This window comes from Pseudomonas sp. EA_35y_Pfl2_R5 (genome assembly GCF_963970805.1).
Lineage (GTDB): Bacteria > Pseudomonadota > Gammaproteobacteria > Pseudomonadales > Pseudomonadaceae > Aquipseudomonas.
On sequence record NZ_CAXAOW010000005.1, the window covers coordinates 170,822 to 190,194 of the forward strand.

20 protein-coding genes are annotated in these 19,373 nt (G+C 58.6%); 3 read left to right on the forward strand and 17 right to left on the reverse strand.

Features of this window, described 5'->3' with window-relative positions:
- The first annotated feature begins 68 nt into the window (after positions 1–68).
- Both fliK and AACX99_RS12100 read left to right on the forward strand, forming a co-directional pair.
- A complete protein-coding gene (fliK, locus tag AACX99_RS12095; RefSeq protein WP_339412088.1) occupies positions 69–1,613 on the forward strand; it encodes a flagellar hook-length control protein FliK in 1,545 nt (514 codons plus the stop codon).
- Positions 1,610–1,936, forward strand: a complete 327-nt coding sequence (locus AACX99_RS12100) for an EscU/YscU/HrcU family type III secretion system export apparatus switch protein (protein WP_339412089.1) — start codon at positions 1,610–1,612, stop codon at positions 1,934–1,936. The genes fliK and AACX99_RS12100 overlap by 4 nt, the downstream gene beginning before the upstream one ends.
- A 22-nt stretch (positions 1,937–1,958) precedes the next feature.
- Here the strand turns inward: AACX99_RS12100 and AACX99_RS12105 are convergent, their stop codons facing one another.
- The 14 genes from AACX99_RS12105 to flhA form a co-directional block, all read right to left on the reverse strand.
- On the reverse strand, positions 1,959–2,363 hold the full coding sequence (locus AACX99_RS12105; protein WP_339412091.1) for a DUF2802 domain-containing protein: 405 nt from the start codon (positions 2,361–2,363) through the stop codon (positions 1,959–1,961).
- A gap of 3 nt (positions 2,364–2,366) precedes the next feature.
- A complete protein-coding gene (locus AACX99_RS12110) occupies positions 2,367–2,846 on the reverse strand; it encodes a chemotaxis protein CheW (RefSeq protein WP_090252131.1) in 480 nt (159 codons plus the stop codon).
- A 105-nt stretch (positions 2,847–2,951) separates the two neighbouring features.
- On the reverse strand, positions 2,952–3,797 hold the full coding sequence (locus tag AACX99_RS12115; protein WP_339412093.1) for a CheW domain-containing protein: 846 nt from the start codon (positions 3,795–3,797) through the stop codon (positions 2,952–2,954).
- An 87-nt stretch (positions 3,798–3,884) separates the two neighbouring features.
- Positions 3,885–4,673 (reverse strand): ParA family protein, encoded by a 789-nt coding sequence (locus AACX99_RS12120; protein ID WP_339412095.1) that lies wholly within the window; start codon positions 4,671–4,673, stop codon positions 3,885–3,887.
- A 52-nt stretch (positions 4,674–4,725) separates the two neighbouring features.
- Positions 4,726–5,595 (reverse strand): flagellar motor protein MotD, encoded by an 870-nt coding sequence (gene motD, locus AACX99_RS12125; protein WP_339412097.1) that lies wholly within the window; start codon positions 5,593–5,595, stop codon positions 4,726–4,728.
- Positions 5,596–5,607: 12 nt separating this feature from the next.
- Positions 5,608–6,348, reverse strand: a complete 741-nt coding sequence (locus tag AACX99_RS12130) for a flagellar motor protein (RefSeq protein ID WP_339412099.1) — start codon at positions 6,346–6,348, stop codon at positions 5,608–5,610.
- Positions 6,348–7,463, reverse strand: coding sequence for a protein-glutamate methylesterase/protein-glutamine glutaminase (locus AACX99_RS12135; protein WP_339412101.1), 1,116 nt, complete (start codon positions 7,461–7,463; stop codon positions 6,348–6,350). The genes AACX99_RS12130 and AACX99_RS12135 overlap by 1 nt, the downstream gene beginning before the upstream one ends.
- A 43-nt stretch (positions 7,464–7,506) precedes the next feature.
- A complete protein-coding gene (locus tag AACX99_RS12140) occupies positions 7,507–9,705 on the reverse strand; it encodes a chemotaxis protein CheA (protein WP_339412103.1) in 2,199 nt (732 codons plus the stop codon).
- Positions 9,706–9,716: 11 nt separating this feature from the next.
- On the reverse strand, positions 9,717–10,505 hold the full coding sequence (locus AACX99_RS12145; protein ID WP_339412105.1) for a protein phosphatase CheZ: 789 nt from the start codon (positions 10,503–10,505) through the stop codon (positions 9,717–9,719).
- A 19-nt stretch (positions 10,506–10,524) separates the two neighbouring features.
- On the reverse strand, positions 10,525–10,899 hold the full coding sequence (locus tag AACX99_RS12150; RefSeq protein ID WP_178091816.1) for a chemotaxis response regulator CheY: 375 nt from the start codon (positions 10,897–10,899) through the stop codon (positions 10,525–10,527).
- A gap of 96 nt (positions 10,900–10,995) precedes the next feature.
- Positions 10,996–11,742 carry an RNA polymerase sigma factor FliA gene (gene fliA, locus AACX99_RS12155; protein ID WP_167145311.1) on the reverse strand — a complete coding sequence of 249 codons (747 nt, stop codon included), beginning with the start codon at positions 11,740–11,742 and terminating at the stop codon, positions 10,996–10,998.
- Positions 11,739–12,569 carry a flagellar synthesis regulator FleN gene (gene fleN, locus AACX99_RS12160; protein ID WP_339412109.1) on the reverse strand — a complete coding sequence of 277 codons (831 nt, stop codon included), beginning with the start codon at positions 12,567–12,569 and terminating at the stop codon, positions 11,739–11,741. The genes fliA and fleN overlap by 4 nt, the downstream gene beginning before the upstream one ends.
- A 77-nt stretch (positions 12,570–12,646) precedes the next feature.
- Complete coding sequence (gene flhF, locus AACX99_RS12165; protein WP_339412111.1) at positions 12,647–13,948, reverse strand: flagellar biosynthesis protein FlhF; 1,302 nt, start codon at positions 13,946–13,948, stop codon at positions 12,647–12,649.
- Positions 13,949–13,963: 15 nt separating this feature from the next.
- Positions 13,964–16,087 (reverse strand): flagellar biosynthesis protein FlhA, encoded by a 2,124-nt coding sequence (flhA, locus tag AACX99_RS12170; protein ID WP_339412230.1) that lies wholly within the window; start codon positions 16,085–16,087, stop codon positions 13,964–13,966.
- 276 nt (positions 16,088–16,363) lie between these two features.
- Between flhA and sodC the strand changes: the two genes are divergently transcribed.
- A complete protein-coding gene (gene sodC / locus AACX99_RS12175; protein WP_339412112.1) occupies positions 16,364–16,885 on the forward strand; it encodes a superoxide dismutase [Cu-Zn] SodC in 522 nt (173 codons plus the stop codon).
- Between the two features lie 36 nt (positions 16,886–16,921).
- Here sodC and flhB read toward each other — a convergent pair whose 3' ends face one another.
- From flhB to fliQ, 3 genes are all read right to left on the reverse strand, one after another.
- A complete protein-coding gene (flhB, locus tag AACX99_RS12180) occupies positions 16,922–18,058 on the reverse strand; it encodes a flagellar biosynthesis protein FlhB (protein WP_339412114.1) in 1,137 nt (378 codons plus the stop codon).
- A gap of 267 nt (positions 18,059–18,325) precedes the next feature.
- On the reverse strand, positions 18,326–19,102 hold the full coding sequence (fliR, locus tag AACX99_RS12185; RefSeq protein WP_339412116.1) for a flagellar biosynthetic protein FliR: 777 nt from the start codon (positions 19,100–19,102) through the stop codon (positions 18,326–18,328).
- A 1-nt stretch (position 19,103) separates the two neighbouring features.
- Positions 19,104–19,373 carry a flagellar biosynthesis protein FliQ gene (gene fliQ, locus AACX99_RS12190; RefSeq protein WP_339412118.1) on the reverse strand — a complete coding sequence of 90 codons (270 nt, stop codon included), beginning with the start codon at positions 19,371–19,373 and terminating at the stop codon, positions 19,104–19,106.

The window sequence follows — 19,373 nt, forward strand, 5'->3', positions numbered from 1 at the left end:
GGGGCGCGATTATACATGCCCGACCTCGCCTCCCGCAGTGGGCATTTTCGACAGGGTGTAACCCGCCAATGAGCGACATCAGCAGTCCACGGCCTATTGCGCCAACGCCCCCCAGCACTCGCCCCAGCGCCATAGCGGCGGACCTGGCGGTAAAACTGCTGCAGCCCATGCAAGGCCTGCTGGCCAGTGGTGAAACCGCCAAGGCCGAAGTTATTGCCCTCAAGGAAGTGGCGCAAAGCTTTCAGGTACTGCTCAAGCTGACGTTGAACAACGGCAGCCAGACCACCCTGGAAGCCAATAGCCCGCGCCCACTTGCCCAGGGCACCTCCCTGGCCGTAACCGCCCTATCAGAAACCCGCCTGGCCCTGTCCGTACTAATGGGCGGCGACAAGCCCCTGACCAGCCTGGACCTTGATCAGCTACCGGTTGGCACCTTGTTGCAAGGCAAAGTGGTGGCTCGCGAGCAACTGCTACAGGCCCGCTCGCAGCAGGTGGTCTATAAGGTGCTGGTCAACCTGCTCAACACGCCATTGGCTGGCAGCAAACTGTCTCTGGAAACGCCGCTGGCACTCCCTCTGGGTAGCCTGCTCAGCGCCCAGGTACAGGGTAACCAGTCGTTGAACTTCCTACCGCTGAGCGGTCGCCTGGATCAGCTCGCGCTGAGCCAGCAAATCGGCAACCAAAGCAACCGTCAAGGTTCACTGGAAGGCCTATTCACAGCCCTGCAAGGGCTGCGCGGCAATGCCGAGGTGAGTGAAGGCCTACGCACCAGCATCGACAAACTCTTCGGGGCACTGCCCGATGCCACGCAATTAAGCACCCCGAAAGGTCTGGCGATGGCATTGGAAAACAGCGGCATCCTGTTAGAAAGCAAATTGCTCGGCGGCCAGGGCCAAGCGCTACCAACCGACCTGAAAGCCAACCTGTTGCGCCTGATTACCCAACTGCTACCAAACCTTCCAGCAGGTACTCCGCTGGCGACCGCCAACGCCAGTTCAGCCATGGCCCAAGCGATGCCGGCACTGGCCCGCGATCTGCTCGGCAGCCTAGGCAAGGCCACCAGTCGCCAGCAAGCACTAAGCTTCCCCCTGCCCTCGCGCCTACTTCAGTCCATGGAGGGTGAAGCCGATCTTGAGGCGCTATTGAAACTTGCCGCGGCAGCCATCTCGCGCCTGCAAACCCACCAACTCTCCAGCCTGGCGCAAAGCCAGGTCGGCCCGGATGGCAACCTGCTCACTACTTGGCAACTGGAGCTGCCCATGCGCAACCAGCAGGAACTGGTGCCTTTGCAGGTAAAAATCCAGCGCGAGGAAAACAGTCAGCAAGGCAAATCCGAGAAGAAGGAGACCCTGTGGAAAGTCGAGTTGGCATTCGATTTAGAGCCGCTGGGCCCCTTGCAAGTCCAGGCGCAACTGGCCCACGGCCGTCTGTCCAGCCAAATCTGGGCAGAACTCGGCAGCACTGTCAGCCTGATCGATGCCGAACTAGACAACCTGCGCCAGCGCCTGAATGCCGCTGGCGTGCAGGTTGGCGAGCTGGCCTGCAACCAGGGCACGCCGCCACGCGGGCCACGCACGACCTTGGAACAGCGCTGGGTGGATGAAACCGCATGAAGAAGACCCCGCCACGCCAGGCCATTGCACTCACTTACGACGGCCAGAATGCGCCGGTACTCAGCGCCAAGGGTGACGACGAGCTGGCCGAGGCTATTCTGGCTATTGCCCGCGAATATGAAGTGCCGATCTACGAAAATGCCGAACTGGTGCGCCTGTTGGCGCGCCTGGAGCTGGGTGACGCGATTCCCGAACAGCTGTATCGCTGTATCGCGGAAATCATCGCCTTTGCCTGGTACCTGAAAGGTAAAGCGCCGGCCGGCAGTGAGCGCGACAGCGATATCACGCCGCCGCTGCGCCTACTAGAAGGGCCGGCACATTGAATATTGTTTGAAGATGGGAGAATCAGGAACGCTGCAGTTTGGCCTGCTGCATCTTGCTAACCAACTCCGCCTCGGCCTTGCTCAGGCCGCAGGACTGGGTCAGATCATCCACACTGGCGCCCATGCCCGCCAAACGCGCAGCCTGGGTAAACGACAGGCTACTGGGGTCACGCTGCTCGATTTGATTGAGTTTGTCGGGTAACGGCGCGACAACCCGACGTAATTCGTGCAACTCCTCACCCATCTGCACACTGCCGGTCAAATAGGCATCCAGACGTCTGCCAAGCTCCTTGAGCCGGCGGTCACGCACAGCATCATGTTCGCCTTGCTGCTTTATGGCGTCGCGCAGCTGCCGTGTCAGCCAGACGCAAGCGCCTACCAGCCCCAAGCAAGTCAGGGCCAGCGCGATCAGCAACGCGTCGAGCATGGCTTAGATGCTCTCCAGATCGGACCACTCTTCTTCGCTCATCATCTTGTCCAGCTCAACCAGAATCAGCAGCTCGCCGTTCTTGTTGCAAACACCCTGAATAAACTTGGCCGACTCATCGTTACCAACGTTCGGCGCGGTCTCCACTTCCGATTGGCGCAGGTAAACCACTTCGGCCACGCTGTCGACCAGGATGCCAACCACTTGCTTGTCAGCTTCGATAATCACGATACGGGTGTTATCGGTCACCTCAGTGGAGTCCAAGCCAAAACGCTGACGTGTGTCGATGACTGTGACCACGTTGCCGCGCAGGTTGATGATGCCCAGCACATAGCTCGGAGCACCCGGCACAGGGGCAATCTCGGTATAGCGCAAGACTTCCTGAACCTGCATCACATTAATGCCATAGGTCTCGTTGTCCAGGCGGAACGTTACCCACTGCAGAATCGGATCATCAGAACCTTGTGCAGAACTTTTCTTCATGTCCCTAGCCTCGTCATGAACCGCTCGCGGCGGCAATCGCGGGTGTATACCCCGCTGTGATTACTATAGATGCAAAGCTGCGCACATCGCACAGCACTGCGTTATTCAATGAACCCGGTTAGCCGCCATACGCTTGGCCGCACCGCTGGCAATCAACTCCGCCAGGGATGCGACATCCAGCAGGGCGCACATATGTTCGATAACCGTACCCGCCAGCCACGGACGCTGCGTACGCTGGCTGCGCCATTTGACCTCGTTGGGATCGAGACGAATCGAGCGACTGACCTGATGCACCGCCAGCCCCCACTCGTAGCCCTGAACAGAAATCACATACTGCAAACCTTCGCGAAAGTCATCGCGGTAACGATCCGGCATCACCCAGCGCGCGGTATCCAGTACTTTCAGGTTGCCGGCCTGGCACGGCAGTATGCCGAGAAACCAATCTGGCTGGCCAAATAACGGCGTAAGCTCCTGGCCTTCCAGGGGATAAATCGAGCCCAAGCACACCAACGGAACCGCCAGGGTCAAACCGGCAACATCGAACAACAGGCATTCGAAAGGCCCCTGAGCCCATTCAGGCCGGCCCTGCAGCAGTGGCTCCGGCACCACCAGCATCTGTGGCACAGGCTGCGCAACCTCAATCACCACAGCAGTCTCAATCACCTCTTGCGGCGGCTCGACCCGAACCTCAATTTGCGGCGAGGGCATCTCGATAGTGGGCAGCACCAACGGCCGCGGCGCCAGCTCAACTACAGGTTTGGCCGCCACGGCTTGAACCTGCGGCATAGTGCGGGCATCGCGCACCTGCTCCTCCAGCACTGCAGCCTCGAATTCATCGAGGGTGATGCTTTCGGTCAACTCCAAATCACTCGCAGCATCCTGCAACAAGCCGTCCAGATAGGACTGCAAGGCCAGTTGCGGACGTGTAGCGGTGGCTAGAGGACGACTCATGAATACAACCCACAATAACGATCTGTACAGACTATCGGCCGCGCTAGCGACAGACTTGAGCTTATATCTTCAGCATAGCCGTTCATCTCAAGCGACCTGTGCGGCAATCTGCTGTGACAACAGATGCTTGAGTAACGCCCGATAGGCGATTACACCACGGCTATTGTTGTCAAACTTGGACGGCGTAAGCCCGGCCCGGCTGGCATCACGCAAGCGCGTATCCACCGGAATGTATGCCGGCCATAGGTGCTCTGGATAACTGTTGCGCAGCACCCGTAGCGTGCCCATAGACGCTTGCGTACGCCGGTCAAACAGGGTCGGCACGATGGTGTATGGCAATGCCTGCTGACGCGAACGGTTGATCATCGCCAGGGTATTGACCATCCGTTCCAGACCTTTGACGGCCAGAAACTCGGTCTGCACGGGAATCACCAATTGCTGGCTGGCAGCTAGGGCGTTAACCATCAGCACGCCGAGCAAGGGCGGGCTGTCGATCACCGCATGGTCGAAATCCTGCCAGAGCTGCGCCAGGCTCTTGGCGATCACCAGGCCCAGCCCGCTTTGCCCAGGCGACTGGCGTTCCAGCGTCGCCAGCGCAGTGCTCGACGGCAGCAGGGAAATACGCTCATCACTGGTGGGCAACAGCAATTGCTGCGGCAAGCCACGTGGAACGCTGCCCTTATGTTGAAACAGGTCGAAGCTGCTGTGCTCCAGGCTGTCCGGGTCGTGCCCGAAATAGCTGGTCATCGACCCATGGGGATCGAGATCGACGATCACCACACGCTTACCGGCATCAGCCAACAGGCCTGCCAGAGCGATGGATGTGGTGGTCTTGCCGACTCCACCTTTTTGATTGGCTACTGCCCAGACTCTCATCGTTATCATCCTCCCGGTACAGCTGCAGCCTGACCGAGAACGGGGGCCTCCCTTATGGGGCCGGCGACGGGGGTTTGACGGCACCCGCTTGCGGGGCCGGCGCTGCCGGGGCTGGTGCAGGTTGCGTGCCAGCCCGTTGCAAGGCCGCATCGGGTTTGGCATTGGCACTGCCTACACCACTCACGCTACGACGCACATCTAGATTGCGCGAAATCACCAATACCACTCGACGATTACGCCCACGCCCTTCTGCCGTGCCGTTATCAGCTACAGGCTGAAACTCACCATAACCCACTGCCGCCAAACGACTAGGGTTAACTCCATCCATTGTCAGCATACGTACGATACTGGCAGCTCGCGCTGTAGAGAGTTCCCAGTTGGTCGGAAACTGGGCTGTCTGAATCGGCAGATTGTCGGTAAAGCCTTCCACATGAACAGGGTTCTCGTAGGGCGCCAGTATTTTGGCTACTTTCTCGATAATGTCGAACGCCGCATTGTTGGGAATGGCATCGCCGCTGGTGAACAGCAGGCTGGAGCTGAGTTCAATCTCGATCCACAGCTCATTGCCACTGACCTTGAGCTGCTCGGATTGGATCAGATCACCGAATGCCTCACGCACACTGCTGGCGATGCTCTGTAGATCATCAGCGGATGACTGCGCGCTCTCCTCATCCACCAGCGAACGATCCGGCTCAGTAGTACGCGGCCGCTCTTCCCCCACCGGTATCGGTTTGATCGCCCGGTCAGGCTGGTTGAACACCCCGGTCAGGCTGTCGGAAAGAATCTTGTACTTGCCTTCATTGAGCGAAGAAATCGAATACATGACCACAAAAAATGCGAACAGCAGGGTAATGAAGTCGGCATAGGAGACCAGCCAACGTTCGTGGTTTTCATGTTCTTCGTGGTGACGCCTGCGGGCCATAGTCTGTCCCCATCAATCCATAAAGCCTTGCAGCTTCAATTCGATGGAGCGCGGGTTTTCACCCTCGGCAATCGACAGGATGCCCTCGAGCAGCATCTCGCGATAACGCGATTGACGCTGAGCGATGGCCTTGAGCTTGTTACCAATGGGCAGCAGTAACAGGTTGGCAAACCCCACGCCGTAAATGGTCGCCACAAATGCCACGGCAATCCCGCTGCCTAGCATGCTCGGGTCAGCCAGATTGCCCATTACATGAATCAGGCCCATCACGGCGCCGATAATGCCAATGGTTGGCGCGTAGCCGCCCATGCTTTCAAACACTTTGGCAGCCTGAATATCACGGCCTTCCTGAGTGTACAGATCGACTTCGAGAATACTGCGGATGGCCTCAGGCTCGGCACCATCAACCAATAGCTGCAAGCCTTTTCGCGCGTAAGGATCGACCTCAACATCGGCCACCGCCTCAAGGCCGAGCAGGCCTTCCTTGCGCGCGGTCATGCTCCAGCCAACCACGCGGCTGATGCCACCAGCCAGGTCCACACGAGGTGGAAAGAAAATCCAGCTGATAATCGCTAGAGACCGCTTGAACACATTCATCGGTGCCTGCAAAAACGCCGCGCCCAGGGTGCCACCGATCACGATCAGCGCAGCGGGCCCATTGAGCAAAGCCGCAGCATGTCCTCCTTCGAGGTAATTGCCACCGAGGATGGCGACAAATGCCAGGATGACCCCAATAAGGCTCAGTACATCCATTAAGTGCAGGTCTCCGCCAGGTGCCTGCCAATATCATCCAGTGGGTAGATGGCGTCGGCCAGATTGGCTTTGACGATGGCCATGGGCATGCCATAAATCACGCAACTGGCTTCGTCCTGTGCCCACACCTGGCTGCCACCTTGCTTGAGCAGGCGTGCGCCTTCACGGCCGTCCGCGCCCATACCGGTCAGCACCACCGCCAGCACTTTGTCGCCGTAGGACTTGGCCACCGAACCAAAGGTGATATCAACACAGGGTTTGTAGTTCAGGCGCTCATCGCCCGGAAGGATCTTCACCACGCCACGCGCATCGACCATCATCTGTTTACCGCCAGGTGCCAACAGCGCCAGGCCTGGACGCAACACATCGCCGTCCTCGGCTTCTTTGACACTAATACGGCAAAGCTTGTCGAGTCGCTCGGCAAAGGCCTTGGTAAAGGCAGCCGGCATATGCTGAATCAGTACAATCGGCGCTGGAAAGTTCGCCGGCAACTGGGTCAGCACACGTTGTAGCGCCACCGGGCCGCCTGTCGAGGTGCCAATCGCCACCAGCTTGTAAGATTTGCGCTTGGGCGCAGCACTGGCAACAGCCGGCGCAGATGCCCCAGACGGTCGAGCCAGGGTGCTGGGGGTAGTTGCAGGACGTGCCGCGGGCTTGGCTTGCGTAGCAGATGTCGCGGTAGGCGCAGCCACGGGGGACGGGCTCAGGCTGCGACGGTTACTACGGGCAATGGTATGAATTTTTTCGCAAAGCAGCTGTTTGACCCGCTCTGGATTACGCGAAATATCCTCGAAATTCTTCGGCAGAAAATCCACCGCACCGGCTTCCAGCGCATCCAGGGTAACGCGGGCGCCCTCATGAGTCAGAGAGGAAAACATCAGCACCGGCGTCGGACAGCGCTGCATGATGTTACGCACAGCCGTGATGCCATCCATCATCGGCATCTCGTAATCCATGGTAATTACATCAGGCTTGAGCGCCTGCGCCTGCTCGATGGCTTCACGGCCGTTAGTAGCGGTGCCGATTACCTGAATATTCGGATCGGCTGAAAGAATTTCCGATACGCGCCGACGAAAAAAACCGGAGTCATCAACCACCAACACCTTAACAGCCATAAACACTCCTAAGCGGCACGACAGATAGCTGCGCCGCTAACAATCAGATACGCCGTGCGTAACGTTTGAGCATGCTCGGCACGTCAAGAATCAGGGCAATACGTCCATCACCGGTGATGGTCGCCCCCGACATACCTGGAGTGCCCTGCAGCATTTTGCCCAGCGGCTTGATCACCACCTCTTCCTGGCCAACCAGTTGATCGACCACGAAGCCGATACGCTGACTGCCAACAGTGAGGATCACCACATGCCCTTCGCCCTGTTCCACATGGGCAGCGCTGCCGATCAGCCAGCGCTTGAGGTAGAACAGCGGCAAGGCTTTGTCACGCACGATCACCACTTCCTGTCCGTCGACCACATTGGTTCGCGACAGGTCTAGATGGAAGATTTCGTTGACGTTGACCAGTGGGAAGGCGAACGCCTGGTTGGCCAGCATCACCATCAGCGTCGGCATAATTGCCAGGGTCAGCGGCACCTTGATGACGATCTTCGAGCCTTGGCCCTTGACCGAGAACACATTGACCGTGCCATTAAGCTGGGAAATCTTGGTTTTCACCACGTCCATGCCCACACCACGGCCGGACACATCGGAAATCTCGGTTTTGGTCGAGAACCCCGGTGCGAAAATCAGGTTGTAGCATTCAAATTCGTTGAGACGGTCGGCCGCGTCCTTGTCCAGCAGGCCTTTTTCCACGGCCTTAGCACGCAACTGATCGGCATCCATACCTTTGCCGTCATCGGAAATCGACAGCAGGATATGGTCGCCTTCCTGCTCGGCGGACAATATCACCTTGCCGCCCCGCGCCTTGCCCGAGGCTTCGCGCTCCTCTGGCATTTCAATACCGTGATCGACCGCGTTGCGCACCAAGTGCACCAGCGGATCTGCGAGGGCCTCGACCAAATTCTTGTCAAGATCGGTTTCTTCGCCGACCAGCTCCAGATTGATCTCTTTCTTGAGCTGGCGCGCCAGGTCACGAACCAGACGCGGGAAGCGCCCGAAGACCTTCTTGATTGGCTGCATGCGGGTTTTCATCACCGCGGTTTGCAGATCAGCGGTGACCACATCCAGGTTGGACACCGCCTTGGACATGGCCTCATCGCCACTACTGGCACCCAGGCGCACCAGGCGGTTACGCACCAGCACCAGTTCGCCGACCATATTCATGATTTCATCCAGCCGCGCGGTATCGACCCGTACAGTGGTTTCCGCTTCGCTGGGCGGGGCAGCCTTTTCGGTTGCAGGCGCGGCAGCAGGTGCCTTGGCTGGTTCTGCCTTGGCAGCAGGTTTTACAGCGGGTTTAGGGGCGGCCTTGGCTGGCTCCGCAGGCTTGGCGGCCGCTGCTGGCGCAACGGGCTTGGTCGTTTCAGGCTCGACAAATTTGCCTTTGCCATGCAATTGATCAAGCAGTGCTTCAAACTCATCGTCGGTGATATCACCGCTCGGCGCGGCAGCTGGTTCAGCCTTGGCCGCGGGTGCTGCAGGCGCCGATACAGCAGGCGGCACAAACTGGCCTTTGCCATGCAACTGATCGAGCAGTGACTCAAATTCATCATCGGTGATTTCATCACCAGCCGCTGCTGTTGCCACAGGTGCAGCAGCAACAGGCGCGGCAGGTGCAGCCGCCACGTCGGGCGCTACGAACTGACCTTTGCCATGCAGTTGATCAAGCAGGGACTCGAATTCATCATCGGTAATCTCATCACTGCTGGCGGCGCTGGAGGCTTGCGTCGGCGCCTCATCCAGGGCGCCCAGCAATTGCTCGAATTCACTGTCAGTAATATCGCCGGCAGCCTGTTCAACCTCGGGTTCAGGCTCAGCGTGCACTTCAGCCGGCGCGGTTTCCTCAGCACCTGCCGGCTCAGCCAGGCGTGCCAGGGCGGCCAACAGCTCAGGGGTGGCCGGAGTCAGATCGGTACGTTCACGGACCTGAGTAAACATGCTGTTGACGGCATCCAGTGCTTCTAGCACCACATCCATCAACGCGGAGTCGACGCGCCGCTCACCCTTACGCAGGATGTCGAAGACGTTTTCTGCGATATGGCAGCATTCCACCAGCTCATTGAGCTGGAGAAAACCGGCACCACCTTTGACGGTATGAAACCCGCGAAAAATAGCGTTGAGCAGATTCATGTCGTCCGGGCGGCTTTCCAGCTCTACCAGCTGCTCGGACAGTAGTTCAAGAATCTCGCCGGCCTCTACCAGGAAGTCCTGGAGGATTTCTTCATCGGCGCCGAAGCTCATAAGACGTGCTCCTAAAATCCCAGACTGGAAAGCAGGTCGTCGACATCATCCTGATTGGATGCGACGTCTTCACGCTTATCGGCATGAATCTGCGGACCTTCACCACGGGAAGGCTCTTTTTGTTGTTCTTGTTCGGCGCGTAGCAGCTCATGGTTGTGCTCAATGCCGGCGAACTGGTCTACCTGGCTGGCCATCAACACCAGTTTCAGCAGATTGCTTTCCACCTCGGTCACCAGCTGGGTTACACGCTTGATCACCTGCCCCGTCAGATCCTGATAGTCCTGAGCCAGGAGAATATCGTTGAGGTGACCCGATATCTTGGCGCCGTCACGCTCGCTACGCGCGAGAAACAACTCCACACGCTTGGCCAACTCACGAAAGCCATCGGCGCTCATCTCGCGGCGCATAAAGCGCCCCCAGTCAGCGCTCAGACTCTGCGCCTCATCACTGAGGTCATTAACCAATGGTGCGCTCTGCTCAACCAGATCCATGGTGCGATTGGCCGCTTTCTCGGTCATCGTCACCACGTAATTCAGGCGTTCGGTGGCATCGGTAATTTGCGAGACCTCAGTGGCGTGTGGCACACGGGGATCTAGCTGGAAGTTGACGATGGCGTTGTGCAGCTCACGGGTCAGCTTGCCGACTTCGTGATACAAGCCGCGGTCACGCGCTTTGTTGAGCTCATGTATCAGCTGTACCGCTTCACCAAAGTTGCCTTGTTCCAGGCTATCTACCAGTTGGCGAGCGTTGTGTTTCAGGGACGACTCAAGATCACCCTGAGCGGAATCTTTATGTTCCATAGCAACCTCATGGCAGACATCAGCCGTTGACGCGTTCGAAGATTTTTTCAATCTTCTCTTTCAGTACCTGGGCAGTGAACGGCTTGACTACATAACCGTTAACACCAGCCTGGGCTGCTTCGATGATCTGATCGCGCTTGGCCTCAGCGGTTACCATCAACACCGGCAGAGTTTTCAGGCGCTCATCCGCACGCACTGCACGCAGCAGGTCGATACCCGTCATACCGGGCATGTTCCAGTCCGTCACCAGAAAATCGAAACTGCCGCTCTGCAGCATGGGCAGCGCGGTCACGCCATCATCGGCTTCCGCTGTGTTGGTGAACCCCAAGTCACGCAGGAGGTTCTTGATGATCCGTCGCATCGTTGAAAAGTCATCAACGATGAGGATTTTCATGTTCTTGTCCAAGTCGACCTCCGTACAGTCCCAAACGCACCCAGCACCCTGTGTACGCTTTTAATCGTGAAACCGGCCTAGCGTTAGCGAGTAAACTCAATGTGCGCGCCACTCGCCCAAACGAGCGCGTAAACGAGCGGCACACTGACTGTGTAGTTGGCTTACACGTGATTCGCTAACCCCCAACACCTCACCGATCTCTTTAAGATTCAATTCTTCATCGTAATATAGCGCTAACACTAGGCGCTCGCGCTCCGGCAGGTTGGCAATGGCATCTGCCAAGGCCGCCTGAAAGCGTTCATCTTCCAGATCACGAGAAGGTTCGAGATGGTTGCTGCCAGCGTCTTCACCCAGCCCACCGTGCTCGCCGTCCTGCAAAAGGTCGTCAAAGCTGAACAGGCGGCTGCCTAAAGTGTCGCCAAGAATGCCGTAGTAATCCTCGAGACTCAATTGGAGTTCGGCCGCAACCTCTTGATCTTTAGCGTCTCTGCCGGTTCTGGCCTCAATTTTTCTAATCGCGTCGCTGACCATGCGGCTATTGCGATGCACTGAGCGTGGGGCCCAGTCCCCTTTACGCACTTCATCAAGCATGGAGCCGCGAATGCGAATACCGGCGAAGGTCTCAAAGCTGGCACCTTTACTGGAGTCGTATTTTTTTGACGCTTCGAGCAAGCCGATCATCCCAGCCTGGATCAAGTCGTCGACCTGCACATTAGCCGGCAAGCGCGCCAACAGGTGGTAGGCGATGCGTTTGACCAAGGGCGCGTAGCGCTCGATCAATTGATGTTGGGAATCCTGCGCCTGCGCCTTGCTATACATACGAAGTCCAGAAGCTGCTGTCATATGGCCGTGTCTGCGATCGGTTGCTGCACCAGACGCTCAACGAAAAACTCCAAATGACCACGCGGATTGGCCGGTAATGGCCAGGCATCGACTTTTTGGGCTATCGCCTTGAACGCCAGCGCGCACTTCGAACGCGGGAAGGCTTCATAAACCGCACGCTGTTTCTGCACGGCCTTGCGCACTGACTCGTCATAAGGAACTGCACCTACGTACTGCAGGGCAACGTCGAGAAAGCGGTCAGTGACTTTAGTCAGCTTAGCAAAGAGGTTACGACCTTCCTGCGGGCTGTGAGCCATGTTGGCCAATACGCGGAAACGATTCATGCCGTGATCGCGGTTAAGCAGTTTGATCAGCGCATAGGCGTCAGTAATCGACGTTGGCTCATCACACACCACCACCAGCACTTCCTGAGCCGCGCGCACGAAGCTGACCACGCCATCACCGATACCGGCGGCGGTGTCGATAATCAGCACATCGAGGTTGTCACTGATATCGCTGAACGCCTGGATCAGCCCAGCATGCTGCATGGGCGACAGCTGCACCATGCTCTGAATGCCAGACGCAGCCGGCACGATGCGAACGCCACCGGGGCCCTGCAACAGCACATCGCGCAGTTCACATTCACCACTGATGACGTCTTCCAGGGTGCGCTTGGCGCTCAGACCAAGCAGCACATCGACGTTGGCCAAGCCCAGGTCGGCGTCCATCAGCATCACCCGGCGACCAAGATCAGCCAGGGCCAACGCCAGGTTCACCGACACATTGGTCTTACCGACGCCACCTTTGCCGCCGGTCACCGCAATCACCTGTACGGGATGCATACCCATATTTCTACACACCTTGTCTAACTTCGACTGGAGCCACTTGGTCGGCTAAGCGCGGTTCAATTCCAACAGCATGGCACTTAACTCACGCGTCGTGCAGGTTGCTGGTAAAGGCCGGCAAACATCTCCGCCATCGTATCCTCGCTTGGATCTTGATTGGCCTGCAGCCCCACGGCCCGACTAACCAATTGATGACTGCGCGGAACCTGCAAATCATCGGGAATGCGTGGCCCATCAGTAAGATAGGCTACCGGTAGACGCTGGCTAATAGCCAGTCCTAAAACCTCACCCAGACTCGTCGCTTCATCCGCCTTGGTCAGGATGCAGCCAGACAAACCGCAGCGCTTATAACTATGGTAGGCGGCTTTCAGGACTTGACTCTGGCTGGTGGCCGCCATTACCAGATAATTTTTAGCGTTGACACCACGGCTGGCCAGCGTTTCCAGTTGCATGCGCAGGGCCGGATCATTAGCGGGTAAGCCTGCAGTATCGATCAATACCACACGCTTACGTGCCAATGGGGCCAAAGCCTGGGTCAATGACTGACCGGGGTCAACCAAGGTCACTGGGACATTGAGAATGCGCCCCAGCGTCTTGAGTTGCTCCTGAGCACCAATGCGGTAGCTGTCCAGGCTGACCAGGGCAATATGCTGCGCGCCGTACTTGAGCACGTAGCGCGCGGCCAGCTTGGCCAGGGTGGTGGTCTTGCCCATGCCGGCCGGCCCCACCAAAGCGATCACACCGCCCTCATCCATCGGTTCCTGCTTCGGCGTTTTGATTGCATGAGCCAGGTGCGCGAGCAACATGCGCCAGGCCTGACGAGGTTCGTTCACGCCGCTGACACGCTCCAGCAGCGCCTTCGACAATTCGGCCGACAGCCCCATGCGCTGCAGGCGACGCCACAAATTGGCCTGCTGCGGGCGGCGGGTCTGCAATTGGCCCCAGGCAATGGAGCCCAGCTGCACTTCAATCAATTCGCGCAGGCCGTGCAGTTCGAAACGCATGGCATCCAGCGCGCGCTGATCGGTGGCCGCAGCAGGCGCCGCCTGCGATTTACGCATTACGGCAGCCAAGCTATCAGCAGGCAGGCTGTCGGCTGCGCCAAACAGCTGGCGGTCCTTGCCAGCATCGACCTGGGTGCGGGTGCTCAGCTCAGCCTGGGCCGTAGCGATTTTTGCCTGAGTCTTGCGCAACTCGGCTTCCAGCGCCGGGTTGGGCTGGCGAGCCGGTGCGGCAGGCACCTGATAATCCAGCGCGGCGGTCAGTTCGACACCGCCGGCTACCCGACGATTGCCAATGATCGAGGCATCGGCACCCAACTCATCACGCACCAGCTTCATGGCGGTTCGCATATCGGCGGCGAAAAAGCGTTTGACCTGCATGGCCTGTAACCTCGGTTAGTTCTGCCCCACCGTCGCAACGATGGTGACCTGCTTGTTATCCGGAATTTCCTGGTATGCCAATACATGGATACTCGGAACCGCCAGCCGCGCGAATCGCGAGAGCATCGCCCGGACCGGACCGGCCACCAGCAAAATCACTGGCTTGCCGAGCATCTCCTGGCGCTGCGCCGCTTCCACCAGGGAACGCTGCAGCTTCTCGGCCATGCCAGGCTCCAGGAGGATGCCCTCCTCGGAGCCTTGACCGGCTTTCTGAATACTGTTGAGCAATATCTGTTCCAACCTGGGTTCCAAGGTGATCACAGGCAGCTCCAGCTCTAGTCCCACAATGCTTTGCACGATTGCGCGGGCCAACGCGACACGTACCGCAGCCACCATCGCGGCGGGATCTTGACTCTTCACCGCGACATTGGCGATGGCCTCGGCGATGGTGCGGATATCGCGCACCGGCACCTGCTCCTGCAACAAACTCTGCAACACCTTGAGCAAGGTCGACAGAGAAATCATTCCTGGCACCAGCTCTTCAGCCAGCTTGGGCGAGCTCTTGGCCAACAACTGCATCAACTGCTGCACTTCCTCATGGCCGAGCAGCTCGTGAGCATGCTTGTGCAGCACTTGATTGAGATGTGTGGCAACCACGGTGCTGGCGTCAACCACGGTGTAGCCGAGGGACTGCGCCTGATCGCGCTGAGTCGGGTCGATCCACACCGCCTCCAGGCCAAATGCCGGGTCTTTGGCGGTGATGCCGTTGAGCGGGCCGAACACCTGGCCGGGATTAATCGCCAATTCGCGGTCCGGATACACCTCAGCCTCGGCTACGCTGACGCCCATTAAAGTCAGGCGATAAGCATTGGGCTGCAGATCAAGGTTGTCGCGGATATGCACCGAGGGCATAAGAAAACCCATCTCCTGGGAGAGCTTCTTGCGCACCCCCTTGATCCGCGCCAGCAACTGGCCACCCTGATTGCGATCGACCAGCGGAATCAGGCGGTAACCCACTTCCAGGCCGACCATATCCACCGGGGTGACGTCATCCCAACCCAGCTCTTTGACCTCCTGAGCCTTCTGCGCTGGCAACAACTCCTGCTGACGCTGCACTTCCTTGATCTCGTTCTCCTTGGTTGCGCGCTGCTTGTTGGCAATCCAGTACGCGGCGCCGGCAGCCACCAAGCCCAGGCTGATAAAGGAGAAATGCGGCATGCCGGGCACCAGGCCCATGGCGATCATTACCGCTGCCGTTACGGCCAGCGCACGAGGGGAGGCGAACATCTGCCGATTGACTTGGGCGCCCATGTCTTCCGAGCTGGAAACCCGGGTCACCATGATCGCCGCAGCAGTCGACAGCAGCAGCGAAGGAATCTGCGCCACCAGGCCGTCGCCGATGGTCAGCAAGGTGTAGATGCGCCCCGCGTCGACGAAACTCAGGTCATGCTGAAAGATGCCGATGGCAATGCCGCCGATCAGGTTGATAAACAGAATCAGCAAGCCGGCAATCGCATCGCCGCGGACAAACTTACTGGCACCGTCCATCGAACCGTAAAAGTCAGCCTCTTGGGACACTTCGCCGCGGCGTTTCTTGGCTTCAGCCTGATCGATCAGGCCGGCGTTCAAGTCGGCGTCGATGGCCATCTGCTTGCCGGGCATGGCATCCAAGGTAAAACGCGCGCTGACTTCGGAGATGCGCCCGGCGCCCTTGGTCACCACCACGAAGTTGATAATCATCAAGATGGCGAACACCACGATACCGACCACGTAGTTGCCGCCGATCACCACCTCACCGAAGGCTTGAATCACCTTACCGGCGGCGTCATGGCCATCCTGGCCGTTGAGCAACACCACCCGCGTGGAGGCCACGTTAAGCGCCAAGCGCAACAAAGTTGCCGCCAGCAGGATGGTCGGGAATACAGCGAAATCCAGCGGGCGCAAGGCATAAATCGCCACCAGCAACACGACGATCGACAGGGCAATACTGAAGGTGAACAGCACATCGAGGAGAAACGGCGGAATCGGCAACATGACCATGCCGAGCATGACCAGCAGCATCAGCGGAATGCCCAGGTTGCCCTGCTTCAACCCCGACAGGTTGCTGCGCACGTCACCGATCATTTGCGAGCGATCTATTGCCACACCACTACCCCAGCCAATTCAATCTTTTGACGCCCAATGGCATCGTCATGCCAGTGTTTGCAAAAAACTCTCCAGTTTTGCCGAAGCCCCGAAATCACTGGCCTGGCGCCCTGCCTGACGCGAGGGGCGAGCGAGCGTCAGGGCGAATATTCAAGGCAACCCACGCCAGCGCCATGAAAATAACGAACCTCAGCAGCAAACGTCAGTCCCAGCAAAGTACGGATGGCCTTGCCCGCCGCACCTTTCTCGACAGCTACTCAGGAGTTACAGATGAAACGATGGATGATCGCCGCACTGGCCGGCTGCTGCGCCGCCAGCCTGCAAGCTGCCGACCTCTCGGTCGAACTCAAGGCCGTGGACGCCAAAGGCCAGGGCGCCTCGGTCGGCACCGTCCGTATCAGCGAAAGCCCTTATGGCGTGGTATTCACTCCGCAACTGCACGACCTTGAGCCCGGCGCGCATGGTTTCCATGTCCACGGCAAGCCCAGTTGCGACCCCGCCCCCAAGGATGGCCAACCGTCGGCGGCGCAAGCCGCTGGCGGTCACTGGGACCCACAGGGCACCGGCAAACACGACCTGCCCTGGGGTGACGGCCATCTTGGCGATCTACCTGCCCTGCTGGTCACGACTGATGGCAAGGCCAGCCAACCCGTGCTGGCGCCTCGCATCAAGAGCCTCGGGGAGCTGAAAGGCCTGTCGCTGATGGTGCATGCCGGCGGCGACAACCATGCCGACCACCCCAATCCTCTGGGCGGCGGTGGCGCGCGCGTGGCGTGTGGCGTGATCGAATAAACGCCTACCGATCAGCAGACACCCGACTGCAGCCGTTCACTCGTCGCGACGCAGATCCGAAGGGATCGGCAGATCCGTGAGCGGCGTAGGCCGCTTGCCCTTGCCTGCCTGGTACTGGCGCAGCTGGTAGACATAAGCCAGCACCTGGGCAATGGCCAGATACAAGCCGGCAGGAATTTCCTGATCCAGCTCGGTGGAATAGAACACCGCTCGGGCCAAAGCGGGCGATTCCAACACCATGACCTTGTGCTCATTGGCGATTTCGCGAATCTTCAATGCAGTGAAATCACCACCCTTGGCCAGCAGCACTGGCGCACTGCCCTTGGCCGGGTCGTACTTCAAGGCCACGGCAAAGTGCGTCGGGTTGGTAATGACCACGTCGGCATCGGGCACCGACTGCATCATGCGCCGCTCGGCCATTTCCCGCTGCAGCTGACGAATACGCTGCTTGACCTCGGGCTTACCCTCGCTATCCTTGTACTCGTCGCGCACTTCCTGCTTGGTCATCATCAGCTTCTGCTTGCTGCTCCAAAGCTGAAATGGCACATCCACGGCGGCAATCAGAATCAATCCGCAAGACATCCATAGGGCGCTCCAGCCCACCACGGTTGCGGCATGCAGAATGGCCGAATCAATCGGCTCATGAACAATCGCCAGCAAATCGTCCTGCCAGGCCGACAGTACCGCGATCCCCACCAGCAGAATCAGAATGAACTTGGCCAAGGCCTTGAGCAGTTCGACCAGTGCCTGCACGGAAAACATCCGCTTGAGCCCCGCCAGGGGGTTCATCCGGCTCAGTTTGGGCGCCATGGCTTCGGCAGAGAATATCCACCCCCCCAGAGAAATCGGCCCCGCGACTGACACAATCAGCAGCAAGATAAACAGCGGAAACAAGGCCTCCAGGGCGATCTGACCGGAAGCCGCGAACCACAATCCCATGCTGCGCTCATCCATGATCACGTCGCGGGATAGCGAGAAGTTGCCACGCATGATGTCGAGCATGGCGTTGCCCATATTGCCGCCAAAAGCCAGCATGCCGCCAAAGCCGCCGAGAGTCACTGCCAGGGTATTGAGCTCTTTGGAACGGGCAATCTGGCCCTTCTCACGGGATTCGCGTAGGCGTTTCTCCGTGGGCTCCTCACTTTTATCGGCACCGCTCTCGGATTCGGCCATAGGGGGTCTGTTCCCATTTCATTCACGGTCGCGCCGGAACCTGTTTTTGCGCGGGGCAAGGCACGAGATGCGCGGTTTGGTCATTCCAAATAAGCATCGAGAAACGCAGCATCGCACAAAAACAGATCGGGCCCTTCGGGTTGCGCGGGAAATGCCCCCGCTGTTGTTGCAGGACTTGGCAAGGGAGCGACCATTACCTGCGTCCTGCGCCTAACCGGGGGCATTTCCCGCGACAACGCGCTCCGCGAATGAAATGGGAACAGCCCCCTAGCTCGCCCGCGCCATTTCACGCAAGAACTGCAAGGCCTCAGTGGCAAACACCTGGTATTGCGCAAGAATATCGGCCATACCGATCCAGACGATTACCAGGCCCAACACCAAGGTCAGGGGGAAGCCGATGGAGAAGATATTCAACTGCGGCGCGGCGCGGGTCATGACCCCGAATGCCAGGTTAACCACCAACAACGCGGTAATCGCCGGCAATACCAACAGCAAGGCTGCGCCCAACACCCAGCTCAGCTTATTGGCTATTTCCCAGTAGCTATCCACCAGAAAGCCACTGCCGACCGGCAAGGTGAAAAAGCTTTCGGTCAGCACTTCAAACACCACCAGGTGGGCGTTCATGGCGAGAAACAGCAGGGTGACCAGAATCATAAATACCTGGCCAATCACCGGCACCGAAATACCGTTGGCCGGATCGACCATGGAAGCAAAGCCCAACCCCATCTGCATGGCGACGATTTGCCCGGCAATTGCAAAAACCTGGAAGAGCAGCTGCAGAACAAAGCCGAGCATCATGCCAATCAGGATTTCCTGAGCAATCCAGATAAACGCCTGCACGCTGATCGCATCAACCACCGGCATCGGTGGCAGGGTCGGCATGATCGCCAGACAGATGGCCAACGCCAGGTACAGGCGCACCCGCGCCGACACGAGCTGGGTACCGATGATCGGCATAAACATCAGCAGCGCAGCAATGCGAAACAACGGCAGCAGGAAGCTGCCTACCCAAGCGCCGATCTGCTCATTGCTTAGCTCGAGCATGTCAGCCGATCAACAGCGGAATATTCATGATCAAGGTCTCGGTGTACTCCATCAGCTGACGCACCAGCCAGGGGCCGGCAACGATCAGGGTGAGGAGAATCACCAGCAGGCGCGGCAGAAAACTCAAGGTCTGCTCGTTGATCTGCGTCGCGGCCTGAAACATCGCCACCAGCAGCCCCACCATCAGGCTCGGGACTACCAGAATCGCGACAATCATGGCTGTCAGCCATAGAGCGCCACGCAGCAGGTCAACGGCTATCTCGGGGGTCAT

Excerpts from the sequence above, each read along its gene's own strand:
- fliK (WP_339412088.1), top strand. The coding sequence starts at position 69 with ATGAGCGACATCAGCAGTCCACGGCCTATTGCGCCAACGCCCCCCAGC.
- AACX99_RS12100 (WP_339412089.1), top strand. The coding sequence starts at position 1,610 with ATGAAGAAGACCCCGCCACGCCAGGCCATTGCACTCACTTACGACGGC.
- AACX99_RS12105 (WP_339412091.1), bottom strand. The coding sequence starts at position 2,363 with ATGCTCGACGCGTTGCTGATCGCGCTGGCCCTGACTTGCTTGGGGCTG.
- AACX99_RS12110 (WP_090252131.1), bottom strand. The coding sequence starts at position 2,846 with ATGAAGAAAAGTTCTGCACAAGGTTCTGATGATCCGATTCTGCAGTGG.
- AACX99_RS12115 (WP_339412093.1), bottom strand. The coding sequence starts at position 3,797 with ATGAGTCGTCCTCTAGCCACCGCTACACGTCCGCAACTGGCCTTGCAG.
- AACX99_RS12120 (WP_339412095.1), bottom strand. The coding sequence starts at position 4,673 with ATGAGAGTCTGGGCAGTAGCCAATCAAAAAGGTGGAGTCGGCAAGACC.
- motD (WP_339412097.1), bottom strand. The coding sequence starts at position 5,595 with ATGGCCCGCAGGCGTCACCACGAAGAACATGAAAACCACGAACGTTGG.
- AACX99_RS12130 (WP_339412099.1), bottom strand. The coding sequence starts at position 6,348 with ATGGATGTACTGAGCCTTATTGGGGTCATCCTGGCATTTGTCGCCATC.
- AACX99_RS12135 (WP_339412101.1), bottom strand. The coding sequence starts at position 7,463 with ATGGCTGTTAAGGTGTTGGTGGTTGATGACTCCGGTTTTTTTCGTCGG.
- AACX99_RS12140 (WP_339412103.1), bottom strand. The coding sequence starts at position 9,705 with ATGAGCTTCGGCGCCGATGAAGAAATCCTCCAGGACTTCCTGGTAGAG.
- AACX99_RS12145 (WP_339412105.1), bottom strand. The coding sequence starts at position 10,505 with ATGGAACATAAAGATTCCGCTCAGGGTGATCTTGAGTCGTCCCTGAAA.
- AACX99_RS12150 (WP_178091816.1), bottom strand. The coding sequence starts at position 10,899 with ATGAAAATCCTCATCGTTGATGACTTTTCAACGATGCGACGGATCATC.
- fliA (WP_167145311.1), bottom strand. The coding sequence starts at position 11,742 with ATGACAGCAGCTTCTGGACTTCGTATGTATAGCAAGGCGCAGGCGCAG.
- fleN (WP_339412109.1), bottom strand. The coding sequence starts at position 12,569 with ATGGGTATGCATCCCGTACAGGTGATTGCGGTGACCGGCGGCAAAGGT.
- flhF (WP_339412111.1), bottom strand. The coding sequence starts at position 13,948 with ATGCAGGTCAAACGCTTTTTCGCCGCCGATATGCGAACCGCCATGAAG.
- sodC (WP_339412112.1), top strand. The coding sequence starts at position 16,364 with ATGAAACGATGGATGATCGCCGCACTGGCCGGCTGCTGCGCCGCCAGC.
- flhB (WP_339412114.1), bottom strand. The coding sequence starts at position 18,058 with ATGGCCGAATCCGAGAGCGGTGCCGATAAAAGTGAGGAGCCCACGGAG.
- fliR (WP_339412116.1), bottom strand. The coding sequence starts at position 19,102 with ATGCTCGAGCTAAGCAATGAGCAGATCGGCGCTTGGGTAGGCAGCTTC.
- fliQ (WP_339412118.1), bottom strand. The coding sequence starts at position 19,373 with ATGACCCCCGAGATAGCCGTTGACCTGCTGCGTGGCGCTCTATGGCTG.